General features: G+C 35.2%; 14 protein-coding genes. 6 read left to right on the forward strand and 8 right to left on the reverse strand.

The features are described from left to right. On the reverse strand, positions 1–942 hold a 942-nt coding region (locus tag B9Y84_RS00005), incomplete at its 3' end, for a hypothetical protein (RefSeq protein WP_139827895.1). Between the two features lie 175 nt (positions 943–1117). Between B9Y84_RS00005 and B9Y84_RS00010 the strand changes: the two genes are divergently transcribed. After that, entirely contained in the window at positions 1118–1702 is a 585-nt protein-coding gene (locus B9Y84_RS00010) for a hypothetical protein (protein ID WP_085515039.1), read from the forward strand. A gap of 143 nt (positions 1703–1845) precedes the next feature. On the opposite strand, the gene B9Y84_RS00015 is transcribed toward B9Y84_RS00010, so the two are convergent. The 3 genes from B9Y84_RS00015 to B9Y84_RS00025 form a co-directional block, all read right to left on the reverse strand. Beyond that, a complete protein-coding gene (locus B9Y84_RS00015; protein ID WP_085515040.1) occupies positions 1846–3018 on the reverse strand; it encodes a PQQ-dependent sugar dehydrogenase in 1173 nt (390 codons plus the stop codon). Positions 3019–3106: 88 nt separating this feature from the next. Beyond that, the gene (scpA, locus tag B9Y84_RS00020; RefSeq protein ID WP_085515041.1) at positions 3107–5248 is read right to left on the reverse strand and encodes a methylmalonyl-CoA mutase; all 2142 of its coding nucleotides are present in this window, start codon (positions 5246–5248) and stop codon (positions 3107–3109) included. A 118-nt stretch (positions 5249–5366) separates the two neighbouring features. Then, a complete protein-coding gene (locus B9Y84_RS00025) occupies positions 5367–7172 on the reverse strand; it encodes a methylmalonyl-CoA mutase family protein (RefSeq protein WP_085515042.1) in 1806 nt (601 codons plus the stop codon). A gap of 317 nt (positions 7173–7489) precedes the next feature. On the opposite strand from B9Y84_RS00025, the gene dnaA reads away from it, so the two are divergent. After that, entirely contained in the window at positions 7490–8908 is a 1419-nt protein-coding gene (gene dnaA, locus B9Y84_RS00030; protein WP_085515043.1) for a chromosomal replication initiator protein DnaA, read from the forward strand. Positions 8909–9257: 349 nt separating this feature from the next. Here the strand turns inward: dnaA and B9Y84_RS00035 are convergent, their stop codons facing one another. The 3 genes from B9Y84_RS00035 to B9Y84_RS00045 all read right to left on the reverse strand — a co-directional run bounded on the left by B9Y84_RS00035 (position 9258) and on the right by B9Y84_RS00045 (position 13697). After that, a complete protein-coding gene (locus B9Y84_RS00035) occupies positions 9258–10655 on the reverse strand; it encodes an exonuclease domain-containing protein (RefSeq protein ID WP_085515044.1) in 1398 nt (465 codons plus the stop codon). A 145-nt stretch (positions 10656–10800) separates the two neighbouring features. Continuing rightward, positions 10801–11961, reverse strand: a complete 1161-nt coding sequence (locus tag B9Y84_RS00040; RefSeq protein WP_085515045.1) for a homogentisate 1,2-dioxygenase — start codon at positions 11959–11961, stop codon at positions 10801–10803. A 113-nt stretch (positions 11962–12074) separates the two neighbouring features. Further along, a complete protein-coding gene (locus B9Y84_RS00045) occupies positions 12075–13697 on the reverse strand; it encodes a S41 family peptidase (protein WP_085516005.1) in 1623 nt (540 codons plus the stop codon). Positions 13698–13900: 203 nt separating this feature from the next. On the opposite strand from B9Y84_RS00045, the gene B9Y84_RS00050 reads away from it, so the two are divergent. The 4 genes from B9Y84_RS00050 (at position 13901) to B9Y84_RS00065 (ending at position 16423) form a co-directional block, all read left to right on the forward strand. Continuing rightward, positions 13901–14650, forward strand: coding sequence for an iron-sulfur cluster repair di-iron protein (locus B9Y84_RS00050; RefSeq protein ID WP_085515046.1), 750 nt, complete (start codon positions 13901–13903; stop codon positions 14648–14650). Between the two features lies 1 nt (position 14651). Further along, positions 14652–15065, forward strand: coding sequence for a Holliday junction resolvase RuvX (gene ruvX, locus B9Y84_RS00055; protein ID WP_085515047.1), 414 nt, complete (start codon positions 14652–14654; stop codon positions 15063–15065). Positions 15066–15068: 3 nt separating this feature from the next. After that, entirely contained in the window at positions 15069–15626 is a 558-nt protein-coding gene (gene def, locus B9Y84_RS00060) for a peptide deformylase (protein WP_085515048.1), read from the forward strand. Between the two features lie 140 nt (positions 15627–15766). Further along, entirely contained in the window at positions 15767–16423 is a 657-nt protein-coding gene (locus B9Y84_RS00065; RefSeq protein ID WP_085515049.1) for a tetratricopeptide repeat protein, read from the forward strand. A 61-nt stretch (positions 16424–16484) separates the two neighbouring features. Here B9Y84_RS00065 and B9Y84_RS00070 read toward each other — a convergent pair whose 3' ends face one another. Next, the gene (locus B9Y84_RS00070) at positions 16485–16991 is read right to left on the reverse strand and encodes a DUF4442 domain-containing protein (RefSeq protein WP_085515050.1); all 507 of its coding nucleotides are present in this window, start codon (positions 16989–16991) and stop codon (positions 16485–16487) included. Between the last annotated feature and the right edge of the window lie 114 nt (positions 16992–17105).

Here is a 17105-nt window from a genome sequence, read left to right on the forward strand (position 1 = left end):
TTCCACTTCGTAAATCCCACTTTCATTTACATTTTTGGTAGAATTAGTGGAGCCATCAGACCAAAGATAAGTTGAGTTGGGATATTCCACATCAAGAGTGATTGATTCTTCGTTGCAGACTAGAATTTCGTTTTCAAGATTTGCTGTTGGAAGAGGACAACCAGGAAATTGGGTTAAACCAACAAAGTTCCTTTCAGAATTAATTTCTTCTGTATTAATTTCAACTACTTTTTGAATTGAATTAGTGAAAGTATAAAGGCTTTTTTCTGCTATAAAGTGCAATTGACTCTCATAAAAACAAAAGTCGGCTAGAGGGATATAGCTAGCAGAGTAAATCTTCTGGGGATAAGAAGATGTATTTAAATTATCCAAGTCTAGTTCATAAAACTCAAGGAAATTTTGATTTGGTGGGGCTCCATCAAAAATAAAAATTCCATCATCAGTTACGTTCAAAACATCAATGTCGGGATATGGCTTTTCGGTATTGATTTCAGTTAAAAATTCTAATTCACTCTCTTTGTTGATTTTTAATAAGCTTTCAGAGTAGAAATCGTTATCGTTTCTCCCTCCATTTAAACTTGCTGAAAAATATATTTCATCGTTATATAGACTAATTGCTTCAACCGTGAAAATGGTTGCAAATTCAGCTTCTAAAGGTTCTGACGCTTCAAATTCACCTGTTAGTGAAATCTTACCTAAATATGGATTGTTACTTGGGTTAGCAATTGTGTAAAACTCTTGTTTTGAATTTTGATAAACTAAATCTCTTAAATCAGTGCCATTGGGTAGGTTCCTGATTTCTAGTAAAAGTGTTGTTTTTCCTGTTTTCGGATCTATTTTTAAAATTTTATTGTCAATCAAACCCACTAATTCATAATTTTGAGAAAGAACGGAATGACAGCAAAGAGTTAAAAGTAAGAATAGAATAGATTTGGTTTTCATTGAAAAGATTATTTCGAGATATGAGTATGCAATAATAACTGATTCTTTATTTCAAACCAAAATCATTTACCTTTAAGCTAAGTGTTTTATTTGCTTATAAGTTTGTGAGGCCTTTCAATAGAAATTCATATCTTGAGAATAGTTTAAATGATATTTACAATCCTAATTTTTAATCATGAAACCACTTTTCCTAATTCCAATTTTTATTTTCAGTTTAATTTCATGTCAAGCCCAAATTCCCGATAAAGAAGGACAAATTGCTGCAGCTGTGCAGGCTGCCCCTCCGGAAAAGCAGGATGGAGCTACCGTTTACGGTTATGATGAAAATGGTAAAAAGGTTCTTCTACGGCAAGGCACTAACGAACAAATTTGCTTAGCGGATGATCCGAATAAGGAAGGCTTTAGCGTAGCTTGTTATCACAAGGATTTACAACCTTTTATGAAAAGGGGAGATGAATTGCGAGCGGAAGGAAAAAGACCAGATGCTATCTTTGAAATTAGAGAAGAAGAAGCAAAATCAGGTAAATTAAAGATGCCAGTAAATCCGACTACTTTACATGTTCTTTCAGGTCCGGAGGGGAGATATAATCCTGAAACAGGAAAGGTTGAAAAAGCCAGCTTGAGATATGTGGTTTATATTCCGTTTGCAACAGCTGAATCTACTGGTTTACCCATAAGACCTTTAGTGCCAGGTGGAGCGTGGATCATGAATCCTGGTACGCACAGAGCACATATAATGATTACGCCACCGAATGATTGATTTTTTTCATCCTCTCCTAAACCTGTCCGTTATAGCTCTTTGAATTTGAAATCTGTCAGGTTTTTGTTGGAACCTAAAAATAGATCACAAAAAAAGGTTGAGCCAATAAGCTCAACCTTTTTCCTTTATTGCATTAATAGTATTTATCCTTTGTAAGTGACCTTATAGATAAATCCTGCTAGATCATCGGAAATTAGCATTTCACCTTTATCGTTAAGTAAAACATCGACTGGTCTTCCCCAAGCATCCTGCTCTTCATCATTCAACCAACCGTCAATAAAAGTCTCGTAGGTAGGTTCTCCGTCTGTTGTATTGCTTACCATCTGGATTCTATACCCTATTTTCTTAGAACGATTCCAGCTGCCGTGCTCAGCTATGAATATTTGGTTTTTATACTGTGCAGGAAATAAATCCGCAGTATAGAATTTGATTCCTAATGGAGCTACATGAGGCCCAAGGTTTCGATACGGTTTTTTAAATTCATCACAATTTCTTAAATCACCGAATTCTGGATCTTGGATAGTTCCACCATGACAAAACGGATAGCCAAAATGCTGTCCTTTTTCAGTGGCTACGTTCAGTTCACAAGGCGGAATATTGTCACCTAGCATATCACGGCCATTATCCGTGAAATATAAATCTTGTGTTTCTGGGTGCCATGTAAAACCTACACTATTTCTTACACCGTTTGCAAAAACTTCCATTCCAGTTCCGTCCGGATTGATGCGCGTAATACTAGCATAAATGGGTTTATCAGGATTATTACAAATGTTGCAAGGTGCCCCAACTGGTACATATAATTTACCATCGGGACCAAAAGCAATATATTTCCATCCGTGGTGCTTATCGGTTGGGTATTCATCAAAAATCACGTCATATTCAGGATTTTCTAAATTATTTTCAATATCTGAAAATTTAAGAATACGACTAACTTCAGCAACATAAAGATCACCATCTTTGAAAGCTACTCCATTGGGCAAAGTTAAACCTTCAGCTAAAATATACTTTTTATCAGCAGTACCATCACCATCGGTATCTTGTACTGCATAAACCTTATCTTCACTTCTGTTGCCGACAAACAAAGTCCCGCTTTCAGATAATGCCATTGAACGGGCATTTTCTACTTCTGCATAAATAGAAATTTCAAATCCATCTGGCAGATTCAAGGTGGAAAGTAAACTGTCTCTAGCAATTTTAGTTGAATCAGAAGTTTCAGTTTTCGCTTTCGTTTCAGTTTTATTTCCCTCTGTATTACCTCCACAGGCAACGATTATTGCTATTACAATAATGGGGAAAAGGAGTTTTAGGTGTTTCATATATGTAATTTTAGTAAACTAGTTAGTGTTTGAAAAAATAATATCATTCTAAATCATCAACTTGAAATGGAATCGTTTGTTAAAGATTTTAACTAATCTCCTCATCCTCCCTCATCAACTTTTCCAATATTTGGGTAGCAGCTTTTGCTATATTCGTTCCAGGACCAAATACAGCACTTACTCCAGCTTTATACAAGAAATCATAATCTTTTGGCGGAATAACACCTCCTGCAATGACCATGATATCTTCTCTTCCGATCCTTTTCAATTCGTTGATTAATTTAGGAATTAACATTTTATGACCAGCTGCAAGGCTAGATGCCCCAACAATATGTACGTCATTTTCTGCAGCTTGCATAGCTGATTCTTCTGGGGTTTGAAAAAGCGGTCCAATGTCTACATCAAAGCCTAAATCCGCAAAGCTGGTAGCAATTACTTTAGCACCTCTATCATGTCCGTCTTGACCCATTTTTGCGATTAGAATTCTAGGTCTTCTACCTTCTAATGCAGCAAAATCATTTGCTAATTTCTGAGCTTTTTTAAAGTCATCGCTATTGCCTGCTTCTCCGGAGTATACACCTTGAATGGAGCGAATAGTGGCTTTATGTCTTCCAAATGATTTTTCCATGGCATCTGAGATTTCACCTAATGTGGCTCTTTTTCTTGCTGCTTCCACTGCCAATTCCAGTAAATTTCCTTTTCCAGTTTTGGCGCATTCAGCTAAATCGTCTAGAGCTTTTTGCGTTTCTTGGGTATTTCTATCTTTTTTAAGTCTTTCAAGTCTTTTTACTTGAGATTTTAAAACGGCCGTATTATCTACTTCCCTTAACTCAATATCGCTTTCTTCATCAGTTCTGTAGCGATTGATACCCACAATAACTTCCCTTCCAGAATCGATTCCAGCCTGCTTCCTAGCGGAAGCTTCTTCAATTCGCATTTTCGGAAGACCAGATTCTATTGCTTTGGTCATACCGCCCATTTCTTCTACTTCTTCAATCAATTCCCAAGCTTTTTCTACTAATTGGTCAGTAAGATATTCTATATAGTATGAACCTCCCCATGGGTCGACTGTCTTTGTTATGTTCGTTTCATTTTGCAGAAATAGTTGGGTGTTGCGTGCTATTCTAGCTGAAAAATCTGTTGGTAGGGCAATAGCTTCATCTAATGCATTGGTATGTAATGATTGCGTATGCCCAAGTACAGCTGCTTTAGCCTCAATATAAGTTCTTGCTACATTATTGTAAGGGTCTTGTTCTGTTAAACTATAACCTGAAGTTTGGCTGTGGGTTCTTAGGGCCAAAGATTTTGGACTCTCAGGATTAAATTGTTTAACAATTTTTGCCCAAAGTAATCTACCTGCTCTCATTTTGGCAATTTCCATAAAATGGTTCATGCCAATGGCCCAGAAAAAGGATAGACGAGGGGCAAATTCATCGATTTTCAAACCTGATTTCAAACCTGCTCTGATATACTCCAACCCATCAGCCAAGGTATAAGCCAGCTCCAAATCAGCTGTAGCTCCTGCTTCATGCATATGATACCCACTGATACTGATGGAGTTGAATTTCGGCATTTTTTTACTAGTGTACTCGAAAATATCAGAGATGATTTTCATGGAAGGCTCTGGCGGATAGATGTAAGTATTCCTCACCATGAACTCCTTTAGGATATCGTTTTGAATAGTTCCTGAGAGTTGTTCTGGTTTTACGCCCTGTTCCTCAGCTGCTACAATATAAAACGCCATGACGGGAATAACAGCACCATTCATGGTCATGGAAACCGACATTTTATCTAATGGAATTTGGTCAAATAGCACTTTCATATCCAAAATGCTGTCAATAGCCACCCCAGCTTTTCCAACATCTCCCTCAACCCTCGGATGATCAGAATCATAGCCTCTGTGAGTAGCCAAATCAAACGCAACGGAAAGCCCTTTTTGACCTGCTGCTAAATTTTTTCTGTAGAATTCATTGGATTCCTCTGCAGTGGAAAAACCGGCATATTGGCGAATAGTCCATGGTCTTTGTACATACATGGTGCTATAAGGGCCTCTTAAATAAGGAGCTTTTCCAGCGATAAATCCTATGTGCTCTGCATCTTTTATAGTGGATGCGTCAATTACGGGTGGTACCGAAATGCTCTCAGCAGTTTTCCAATCTTGTCTGCTGCTAGACTTACTTTCTGAATTATTACTCTTTAATGATTGTATTTTCGAAAAATCAGGTTTCATGCGTCTTTGATTTCTTATTAGTTGTCACAAGTTGTCCCGTATTTATCGGGATGGAATTCACTACAAATTTTAACCCTCTTAACTTGATAAACTAAGATTGATAAAATTTAAGCTCATTTCATACTAATGCTATTCGTAAGTCTTTTAATAATTGGTCTAAAAATTTCTTTGCATCAACATTTCTATTAATACAAGCATACAAACCAGATTTTTGTAAATCGGCTTCATTTGGCTCCTGTCCAGCTATTAAAACTAACCCCTCATGTTCTGTTATATACTGATCCAAATTTTCAGGAGTTTCAGCATAACATAAAACAGTCATTTTAGCATTTTTATCAGCTTCTATTTCTTCATCTAAATCTTTAATAAAATTTTCAGATGAGATACCGATACCCGCTATACCTAAAAAGCTGTAGGCAAAATCTGATTTTGCTTTGCTTATTGGATCGGTTCCCAACAAAAGAATTTGAGCCATAGGTCTTGCAGTCTCACCTTTTTCCTCCACTAGTTTTTCTATTCTATACCGCATATGTTCGATGGTAGAGGTGAGTCTTTTTGCTTCCAGACTCTTGCCGCTTTCTTCAGTATCTAAGTAAGCACTGATTTTTTCTCCAATGAGCTGGTAGGTGTTGGTGCCTATAATCAAATGCTTTCTAGCCCACAGATTTTGTTCAGCTTTGCCGGCATCAGTATCAATGATTTGATGAATGTTTCCATTCTCAAAATGATGGTTGTATGAGCCATCTTCCTCAAATTCAACAAATAGTTTCCAAGAAGAAGTTGAAATTTCTTTAATTAGATTTTCAATATAGTAGCTGCCTTTGGTTGGATCTGTTATTTTATCTAAATGAGACTCTTCTTTTAGAATGTTGGAGATGTTTAAAGCAATTCTTTTAAATGTTTTGCTTGACGGCTTCCCTGCAGATTCATCATGCGGCTGAACCCATAAACTATTGCAGCCGCCAAGTACGGAAGCCATGGCTTCATTGGTATTACGTAAGAGATTTACATTAAAATCAAGCGCTGATTTAGTTCTAAAACTTGTATTACAATGAATGAAGATATCATCTGCTTTAAGATTACTGTCATAAGCATGCGCAATTTTTAAGAGATTGTACTTAAGTGCTTTCAATTTGGCAATCTCAAAAAAGTAATTACTGCCAACCCCTACAGAAAAAAGCGTAGATTTAATGATTTGACTGAGTTCTAGCTTTAAATCCGTTAATTTATCGAAAAACTCTACCGATTTGGAAAGTAATAATCCTAGCTCATGTGTGATATTCGCCCCTGAATTATGAAATAAATTACTACTGATGCATAAAGGTTTGAAGTGCGGGTAATCATCAGCGTGTTTAATTAACTCCGCAATATTTTCGAAATCTTGCGCATTGATACCGATAATTCCGGCATCTCTGCATTCTATGATATCGCAATGATAAAAACCGCTAATTCTTTTGCTATCAATACCGCGAGCACTGATGAAATTCAAATATTGAGAAATTAGGGGATAAAAAGGTTCATTAGATTCAAATGAAACCATGCAATACTCTGGCTGGATTTCTTTTAATAATGACTCGAGATCAATCTCAGCTTTTTCAATCACAAAAATAATCCCTTCGGCCCCACCGTTTAAAGCTTCTAAAGCCAATTGGTTGGCATCTTTTTCAGATTTCACCACAATTTTCGACTGGTTTGCCCAGTAGCGCGGAGGTAAAGCTTCATTTAATTGTTGACTAGGGTTTTGTATATTAAAATCTGAGCCCTCCGAATTATCTTTATGATAGAAAGGTTTTATAGAAATACCTTCCGGAGTTTTGGTTGCCAAACTTTCAAAGGGCTTGTCTTTTAATTCCTTTAAAATTTGATTCTGCCAATCTATGGCAGAACTCTTTTCAAAATCTTCAAATAATTTAGTTTTGCTCATTTCCAATTTTGTCGTTTCAATTCTTAAAGTTAGTATATTTCCTGCTATCCTTAAACGTAAAAGTTATAAATGGTGGGTGTATTCGAAAAACTAGTCGTTTTGACTATATTTAATCGATTGATCTAAAAGACTTTAATAATTAAAATGTAATTTTTTAAAGAATTTTCAGTTGAATTGTAAACATAAATTGACTGAATTGTATTTAACGGCTTGTCAAGTAAAATTGCATTTTTTTGTTCCCTATTTTTTTATCATTTTTGTCAGCCCTGAAACAAAATCCAGGGTTCAAATATACAATCCGTCAAGTATTAGTGTGAATGGTTAAAGACTGTCAATCAGTATGGAATAATTGTCTTCACTCCATAAAGGAGGGGGTGGGAGAGCAGAGTTTTAATACTTGGTTTTCTCCAATTGAGCCGATCAGGCTTGAAAATAGAGTGCTGACTATTCAAGTACCGAGCCAATTCTTTTATGAGTGGTTAGAAGAACACTATGTCCATATTTTAAGAAAAGTTATCCATCAAGAACTTGGGCCTGAAGGAAGATTGGAATACTCCGTAATTGTAGACAAAGGAAATGAAAAGTATAAGCCGTTCACTATAAATTTACCTAATAATAATAAATCCAATAAACCACCTAAAGAACAAAATCGGGAAGAGCCTCTAAACCCATTTGCTTTAAATGGTGTTGATTTAAGTCAGCAAAATTCGCAACTTAATCCTAATTACACTTTTGACACTTTTATAGAAGGTGATTGTAATCGTCTAGCGAGATCTGCCGGCTATGCAGTAGCCAAAAAGCCAGGAATTACCTCTTTTAATCCTTTAATGATCTATGGCGGTGTAGGATTGGGAAAAACTCATTTGGTCCAAGCTATTGGAAATGAAATTAAGGATACTTTGAATGGTAAATTCGTTTTATACGTTTCCTCTGAGAAATTTACAAACCAGTTCATCGATGCTTTAAGAAATAATAAAATTCAAGATTTCTCTAACTATTACTTGCACATCGATGCTTTAATCATTGATGATGTACAGTTCTTGGGTGGTAAGGAACGAACTCAGGAAATTTTCTTCCATATTTTCAACCACTTACATCAGAATGGCAAGCAAATTATCATGACTTCTGACCGTCCGCCAAGAGATTTGAAGGGTTTAGAAGATCGATTACTTTCTCGCTTTAAATGGGGACTTACTGCTGATTTGCAACAACCAGATTTAGAGACAAGAATTGCTATTATTCAAAATAAAATGGAAAGTGATGGTATTCACATTCCTGAAGATGTAATTGAATACCTTGCTTATTCAGTTGATACTAATATTAGAGAACTAGAGGGCGTTTTGATTTCTTTGATTGCTCATGCTTCTTTAAATAGAAAGGAAATTGATCTAGAATTAGCGAAGCAAACCTTGAAAAATATTGTTCATGATATTGAATCTGAGGTTGGAATCGATTTTATCCAAAAAACGATTGCAGAACATTTTGCTGTTAAAATAGATGATTTAAAGGCCAAAACAAGAAAAAAAGAGATTGTAATTGCTCGACAAGTGTCTATGTATTTTTGCAAAGAGCACACAAACCATTCGTTAAAATCTATTGGTTATCACTTTGGTGGTAGAGATCATTCTACTGTTATCCATGCGGTACAGTCAGTAAATGACATGATGCAGGTTGACAAGCGTTTCAAAGAAGAAATGGAAGAGCTGAAGAAAAGGTTTAAAATGAAGAAGGTTTAAGCCCCCTAGCCCCCAAAGGTAGAATTATGCACTGAAACCATTTTGAAAATAATAGCAAGTGATTTTATTATTGTATCATATAGGAATTAGTCCTCAAGATTTTAATCACCACAAGACAATGAATTTCAACAATATAGTAGTAAAAGATTAAATCGACCACTTCCGAGGAACTCGAAAAAGCGGGAGTTAGGAAAGTTTAGCAAGCCAGCGAGGCATTGAGGGCAGAAGCATTAAACTTTTCTGATTTTTTGTATCTTTTTATCAAGAAAAAAGTTTGAGCGAAAATGAAAGTAAATAATAATGCATTTATTGGTATTGAATTGATATTCTATGTGTGTTTTGGTGAATTCTAAACCGACTCTTTCCTCTTCAAAAAAGCCTCTTTCTTAACTTTTCTATAGTTTTTTGTTGCATGCTCGCTACTTAAAATCTTATAAATTTCAGGATGGTCAGGATATTGGATTAGGTAATTTCTAAAGTCTTCCCATTGTTCAATTGATTCTTCTTGATTGTAAAACCCAAAGCCTCTATAAAAACCTTCTTCAACCATGATAAAGGCTTTTTCATCATGAGTTCTGCCTTCCCCCATGAGTAGATAATCACTTTTTTCAGCTTTGCAATAATCGATGAAAGCTTCGATTTTTTCATTATGTTTAGCTATTGATTCTTTACCAGCGCAAGCTCCCTCACATAAATTCAAACTATAATCAAAACATGCTCCTGGACTCGATTGAATTCCTGCAAATTTTGGGCAGATCTTAAGTTTTTTACTAACCTCATTTAGAAAGCTAAATCCTGAGGCATGGTTAGGAAACCGCATCAGACTTTGCATTCCCGCTTGCTTTCTTCCAAGCTGCAGCCTTTTGTATCCTTGTCGGTCTTCATATAAATGTATAGAATAACCGGGGTTATTGTTTTTTTGTGCTCTGTTATACTTTGGCCAGTTTTTTCTGATTTCGTGCGACTCGTGCAAGAGGGCTACCAATTCATTTCCTGTTAAATAATAGTCCACATGATAGATCTGACTTTGAAATGCCTGTTTAGCAACCTCTGATTTGCTCCCGCCAAAATGACTACTTACCCGCTTCTTAATATTCTTGGCTTTACCTACATATATGATTTGATTTTTGGCGTTAAGGAAGTAATAAACTCCGGCTGTCTCAGGTAATTTTTCATAGACTTGGCGATCAAGATTTTCAGGTACATTTGCAATGGAAGCATTTTTCTTGAGTGATTTTCCGATAACCTCATCTTCATCATGTTGAACCAATTGGGTGAAAAGCTCTGCTGTAGCAATTGCATCTCCAAAAGCTCGGTGTCTATCATTGATTTTTATACCTCTGTTTTCGCAGATATTACCCAGACTGTAACTTTTCAAACCAGGAAATATTTTTCTACTTAATCTTACCGTACAGAGCTTTTTTAATTTTAGATCGTAGCCTAAATCCTGGAAGGCTGCTTTAACGAATGAATAGTCAAAATTGACACTATGAGCAACAAATATATTTCCCTCTAATAGTTCATGAATAGTCTTAGCCTCTTCGTAGAATTTAGGAGCTTCTTCCACCATTTGGTCGTTAATGCCATGGATGGCGGATAATTGTGGTGGAATATGCTTCTCAGGATTGATTAGAGATTGATATTCCTTTACTACTTTCTCTCCATCATGTAAAATAATGGCGATTTCGCATATTCTGTTTCGGGCTGCATAGCCTCCAGTGGTTTCTATATCGACTATGGCGTACATTAAAGTTTTTCTGTAATATCGGATAGATTTGGTAATAGAACACCAAAGATAACCACTGATCACGCATTTCGGTTCCACTATAAAAATAAAAACCTTGTAGTTTTTTTAACTGCAAGGCTCAATTTTCCAAAGTGTTTCTATTTAACTATTCCGTCCAACTCATTGGATACTTCTTATCCATAAAATCTTTGCCCTCTTCAGTGACATATAACGGTCTAAATGTATCCAACATCACTGCTAGTTCTTCAGTTTCTTTTGCTCCAATACTTTTTTCAACTGTACCGGGATGCGGACCATGCGGTAAACCACCAGGGTGAAGTGTAAATGATCCTCTGTCAATTCCTTTTCTACTCATGAAGTTACCTTCCACATAATACAATACCTCATCAGAATCTATATTACTATGGTTATAAGGCGCTGGAATAGCATCAGGATGGTAATCAAATAACCTAGGCACAAAAGAGCATATTACATATCCAGCAGCTTGGAAAGTTTGATGAACGGGAGGTGGCTGATGAATTCTTCCCGTAATTGGTTCAAAATCATGTATTGATAAGGTGTATGGATATAAAAATCCATCCCAACCTACTAAATCAAAAGGACTGTGGTCGTACACGTAATGGTGAATATACCCTCCTTTCTTAATTTTCAAGTGATAATCTCCCTTAGTTTCTTCTGTAATTAACTCTTGCGGAGGGTGAATATCACGTTCACAATAGGGGGAATGCTCTAAAAGTTGGCCTAATTTATTTCTATATCGACTAACTGTCTCAACGGGGCTTGAAGATTCAATAGTCAGGTACCGAATATTACTAGTTTCCCATTCTAATTTATAAATGGTAGTTCTTGGAATTACCACATAATCACCCGCTTGAATCTTTAATTTTCCAAACTGAGAATACATATAACCACTGCCATCATGGATAAATAGTAACTCGTCAGCTTCTGCGTTTTTATAGTAATAGTCCATGCTTTGACGACTAGGCATGCAGAGTGCCATGGAAACATCATCATTCATTAACAAGACTTTTCTACTGTCCAGAAAATCACTCCCTGTATTTTTTACTCCTGAAGTATTTAAGTGTATTTGTTGTAAGCTTAAATCGTTATCAGGCTTAGTTCCATAAGCTACAGACTTTTTAATTTCCTTTACTCTAGTAGGTGGGTTTATATGATAAAGATTTGAGTAAATACCTGAGAAACCTTGTGAACTTACTAGTTCCTCTGCATATAAACTTCCGTCAGGCTGCCTAAATTGAGTATGTCTCTTGGGTGGTATGTTTCCTTTTCTTACGTAATATGCCATGTCCTATATTCTTATAAAAATTAGATGAAGATTAACTATTGATTTCTTAATCCAAATTACATTCATCTTTCTTGATTAATTAACAGCTAATTAGGCACTGTTTTAAAAAAAAATTATTTTCTAGCCAAAGTTTCTGCCCTGTCAAACAGTTTTAAAGCTTCATTGAACACTTCATTCTGCTGATTAAAGATAGGGTAGAAGCCCTCATTATTCCAAATATTTCTTGCTATGTAAGCCTTACTATACAGTTTTATTAATTCCTTTGATTTGTTAAAACCTTCTTCGTTAAACTCAACATTATTGGTTTTTGCCATGCTGGTTAATTCAAGTAGCATTTTCTCGGTTACTTGAAAGTTATTGATAAATCCCTGCATACCCATGTTTTCCAACATTTTTTGATTCTTTTCATAATAAGAAAAAGTGTATTGTCGTAAAGTATTGCTTAAAAATAATCTATTAAGATACGTAGATGTTTGAGAGGTATCGAGTGGAACAAAGTAATCAGGCATTATACCACCTCCACCGTAAACTATTCTTCCATTGGAAGTGGTATATTTTAATGAATCCTCAAACTGAATACTATCGGCAACGAAGTATTCTCCATGCTCATATCTATAATTCATTTCATCCCTATACTCATTGGGATTCTCACCAAAAGGCTTTTGAATTGATCTACCTGAAGGGGTATAATATCTTGAAATTGTCAATCTTAACTCAGAGCCATCTTGCAATGGAACTGGCATTTGAACTAATCCTTTGCCAAAAGATCTTCGACCTACTATCAACCCCCTGTCATTATCTTGTATTGCACCTGAAACGATTTCGGAAGCGGATGCACTACCCTCATTGATCAATACAATCAAAGGACTCTCTTCAAATTTCCCTTCTTTAATTGCTCTAGCCTCTGAATTATATCTTTTTTCTTTTCCTTTAGTGTATACGATCATGGCATTATCCTTCAGAAACTCGTCTGCCATACTGATAGCCTTATCCATGTAACCACCAGGATTATCCTGTAAGTCTAAGATCAATTTCTGCAACCCTTGTTCTTTCAATTTATTTAAGGCTTCCATAAATTCATTATATGTAGTAGCAGAAAAACGGCTTACTTTGATGTATCCAATTTCATCATCAACCATATAACTTACATCCACTGAAAATTGGGGGATTTTATCTCTTATGATTTTGTACTCTATGGGCTCTTTCAGGCCTGAACGCATTATTTTCAGATCCACTTCACTTCCTTTTTCGCCTCTCAAGTTTTCGTGAACCTGTCTATTGGTTAGTCCAATCCCCGCTATGTTTTTGTCATCAACAGCAATGATTTTATCTCCTGACTGCAAGCCAGCGGTCTCCGAAGGCCCACCACTTAGAGGTGCTACAACGTAAAGAGTGTCATTGAAAATGTTAAATTCTATTCCAATACCCTCGAAATTCCCTTTCAAATCAGCGGAAACCATTTCCAAATCTTTAGCGGGGATGTAGGATGTATGCGGGTCCAATTCTTTTATGATTCCTGTTATGGCGCTGTTAACCAATTTATCTGTATCCACTTCCTCTACATAGTTTTGATCAACTTGTAAAAGAATCTCTTTTATTCTTGTTATCCCTTCTAAAACAGTATCTTTATTGGAGGAAGGGTTTGCCATAGTGGCCCCAATTAATATACCTGCTGCAAGGGTGGAAAATATAATGACAGGCAGTTTGATCTGGAATGAACTATTTTTGTTATTCATATGTGAATTTATTTTTTTTATTGCCACGTGGGATGATTACAAAATATTTTTAAATGTCTTATATCGACACAGTATTTGAATTATTTGTGTTCATTTCACGTTTCAAATTTTTATTTTAACAAATAACGCAGGAAATTAGTAAATCGTTGGATTGAAAAGCCTTAAAATTAAATTATATTTGTAATATACCTAAATTAATCAAAGTGGAATACTCACAAAAAAAAATAAAGGAATTAGTTGCTGAAAATTACGTTTTTGCATCCGTCCTCTATTATTTAGGTATAGAATACTATGAATTTGAGGAAGATTCATTGGAAAAAGTATGTATTGCAAAAAAAGTTGACTTACAATATGTAGTATCTGAACTGGAGAAAATAAATCAAAACGAGGAAATTGAAAACATAAGATTATTATCATTCCCCATTGATTTAGTTATCACTTACCTCAAGCACACACATTTTATTTTTATAAAAAAAGATTTGCCTTTTTTGGTAAAATTGGTCAATAAACTAGATAGCATTACACCTAATTTGGCATCTGTTGAAAGGGAAATTAAAGATGTGTTTCCATTATTTGTCGAAGATTTTGTACACCATATTTATGAAGAAGAAGATACTCTATTTGAATATATTTCTCAATTGAAGGCAATAGAGGATAAAAAGAAAAATCCATCTGCCTTTTTTTACAAGTATCCCAATTTCAATATGCAGAAATTTGCTATTGATCATGAGGTGCATGATGATGAAATGAAAGGCATTCGTTTTTTGATGGATCAATATTCTATTAAGGAAACATCTCCCTTGAACGTGAAAGTACTTTTCTCAGAGTTAGAGAGATTCGAGGAGAAATTGAAAGTACATGCAAAAATTGAGAATGAAGTGCTTTTCCCTAAAGCCCTAATGCTAGAAAAATCAGTAAGACAGAAATTCGATTCACTTATTCGTTTGAATTAAAATGCCCAGAATTTTAGCAATAGATTACGGTACCAAAAGGGTCGGTTTGGCAGTAACAGATCCTTTAAAAATTATTGCCTCCCCATTAGAGATGGTCCATTCAAAGGATGTGATCCAGTACTTATCAGACTATATCCTAAAAGAAGATGTAGAATCTGTTGTGTGTGGGTACCCGACTAACGAAGAAGGAGAAGCAACTGATGCAACGCGGCATGTAGATGCATTTATTAACCTTTTTAGAAAGAAATTCCCAACAATGCCCTTACATTTGCAAGATGAAAGTTTTAGTTCGCAAGAAGCTATGCAAGTAATGATTCATTCTGGTTCCAAAAGGAAACAAAGAAATAAAAAATCAGGTAATATAGATAAAATAAGTGCGGCTATTATTTTAAAGCAATTTTTAGAAGAAAATTAAAGTATGATATATCCTATAGTAGCTTACGGTCATCCTGTTCTCAAAACAAGAGGAAAAGACCTAGAGGAAGGAGAAATTGATGTGAAACAATTAGTTGACGACATGTTTGAAACCATGTATAATGCCAATGGAGTAGGACTTGCTGCCCCTCAGATTGGTAAAAGTCTGAGACTGTTTGTTATTGATACTGATCCCATTGAGGACGAAGAGGATCAACCCAAAGTAAAGCAAGCTTTCATTAATCCTCAGATTTTAGAGGAGGAGGGTGAAGAGTGGGCTTTTGAAGAAGGTTGCCTTAGTATCCCTAATATTAGAGAAGACGTAAACCGAAAACCTAATATTCGGCTTAAGTACTATGATGAGAATTGGCAAGAGCATGAAAAAGAATTTGATGGTTTTGTAGCAAGGGTTATCCAGCATGAATATGATCATATAGAGGGTATACTTTTCACTGACCATGTTTCGGCTTTTAAGAAGCGTATTTTAAAAGGGAAATTAGGGAATATTAGCAAAGGAAAAGTTTCGGCTGATTACAAAATGCTCTTCCCGCTGGGTAAATAATTAGATGTAAGTTCAGTTTGAATTTAGTTAATATTCTAATTAAACTTATCTGTAAATTTGAGTAATGCAATCAGTAGAGTTGTTGTAGAATTATTGGCAAACTTATTGCACTAATTATCATCCAACATATTATTTTCATTATGAATAAATTATCAAAATTATTAGCCATCAGTCTTGCAATGGTTTTCTATATCTCCATTGCATCAGCACAACAAAAGAAAGCCTCAGAGTTTATCGAAAATGGAATAGATAAATTTGAAGAAAAAGAGTATATGGAGGCAATTGTAAGCTTTAATGAAGCGATCAAATTAGATCCTAGTGCGCACCAAGCCTATTATATGAGAGGTAATATAAAGCAAAAATTTGCAGATGTTCATGGTGCAATGAAAGACTACAATATGGCAATTGATGCAAAGCCAGATTTTTCTGAAGCTTATTTTGAAAGAGGTAATATCAAGTATTTACTCCAAGATTATTATGGAGCAATTAATGATTACACCAAAACTATTGAGCTGAATGAAAATAATTTAGATGCTTATTATAAGAGAGGGCAAGCAAAGCAGCAACTTGAGGCTTATCAAGACGCTATTAACGACTGCACAAAAATTATTGAGAAAGATAAGGATAACGTAGATGCCTACTATTTAAGAGGTGTTTTACGAATCGAATATGGACAGCTTTCTGAGGGATGCCTTGACTTAAGCAAAGCAGGTGAATTAGGTGATTTGAAAGCCTATGAAATGATCCGGGAAAGATGTAATGATATAAAATGCTATCCTTCTGAATTTGAAAATTAGCCAAAATAAAAATCAAATATAAAAGAAAGCCTGCAAGATTAAGATTGCAGGCTTTTTGTTTTTAAAGCTTTGTCTTCACTTTCTTCCATTCTTTAATTTGCCAGTAGATTTTCCCTGTGCTTAAATGATTTTGATTTTTATCATATAAATTTATTTCGCACGGAATCACAACAGAATCCTCTTTCTGTAAAGGTTTTTCTACTTGATTTTCCACCCATGTTTCATCAATGGAGAATTCTGCAAACGCATCCATTTTGGCTTGGAAATGGTAATCCATTTCTAATTTTTGCATGATGATTCGATACTTCTTTACATCCAGTTTATACAAGATCATTAAACCTGTAGTATATTCAGATATAGTGGCCATCGCACAAGCATGAATCCCCTTTATATGGTTTAAATTTCTTTTTTTGTACGGTAGCTTTGTTCTGATTTTGTCGGGCTGGATACTGGTGATTTTAAATCCATGGGGTTTATTAAAAGGGATCATTCTGTTAAGCCCCTGATTTAATAGCCATAGATAAAATTCAGAATCTTGTGCTTTATCTATTATGGAAGATAAGTTCATGAAATTGATTGTTTAATAGATTGAATTGAATTTGAAGGTGATTTTTGTAAAATACTACTCACTTTATAAAGCAATCTCGTTGAAATAGCGCTATTTTTCAACAATTGATTCAAA

The organism is Marivirga sericea, assembly GCF_900177665.1.
GTDB lineage: Bacteria > Bacteroidota > Bacteroidia > Cytophagales > Cyclobacteriaceae > Marivirga > Marivirga sericea.

Bases quoted from the DNA above. Each gene is read 5' to 3' on its own strand.
- B9Y84_RS00015 (WP_085515040.1), bottom strand. From the start codon at position 3,018: ATGAAACACCTAAAACTCCTTTTCCCCATTATTGTAATAGCAATAATC.
- B9Y84_RS00035 (WP_085515044.1), bottom strand. From the start codon at position 10,655: ATGTACGCCATAGTCGATATAGAAACCACTGGAGGCTATGCAGCCCGA.
- def (WP_085515048.1), top strand. From the start codon at position 15,069: ATGATATATCCTATAGTAGCTTACGGTCATCCTGTTCTCAAAACAAGA.
- ruvX (WP_085515047.1), top strand. From the start codon at position 14,652: ATGCCCAGAATTTTAGCAATAGATTACGGTACCAAAAGGGTCGGTTTG.
- B9Y84_RS00065 (WP_085515049.1), top strand. From the start codon at position 15,767: ATGAATAAATTATCAAAATTATTAGCCATCAGTCTTGCAATGGTTTTC.
- scpA (WP_085515041.1), bottom strand. From the start codon at position 5,248: ATGAAACCTGATTTTTCGAAAATACAATCATTAAAGAGTAATAATTCA.
- B9Y84_RS00010 (WP_085515039.1), top strand. From the start codon at position 1,118: ATGAAACCACTTTTCCTAATTCCAATTTTTATTTTCAGTTTAATTTCA.
- B9Y84_RS00040 (WP_085515045.1), bottom strand. From the start codon at position 11,961: ATGGCATATTACGTAAGAAAAGGAAACATACCACCCAAGAGACATACT.
- B9Y84_RS00070 (WP_085515050.1), bottom strand. From the start codon at position 16,991: ATGAACTTATCTTCCATAATAGATAAAGCACAAGATTCTGAATTTTAT.
- dnaA (WP_085515043.1), top strand. From the start codon at position 7,490: ATGGTTAAAGACTGTCAATCAGTATGGAATAATTGTCTTCACTCCATA.
- B9Y84_RS00045 (WP_085516005.1), bottom strand. From the start codon at position 13,697: ATGAATAACAAAAATAGTTCATTCCAGATCAAACTGCCTGTCATTATA.
- B9Y84_RS00025 (WP_085515042.1), bottom strand. From the start codon at position 7,172: ATGAGCAAAACTAAATTATTTGAAGATTTTGAAAAGAGTTCTGCCATA.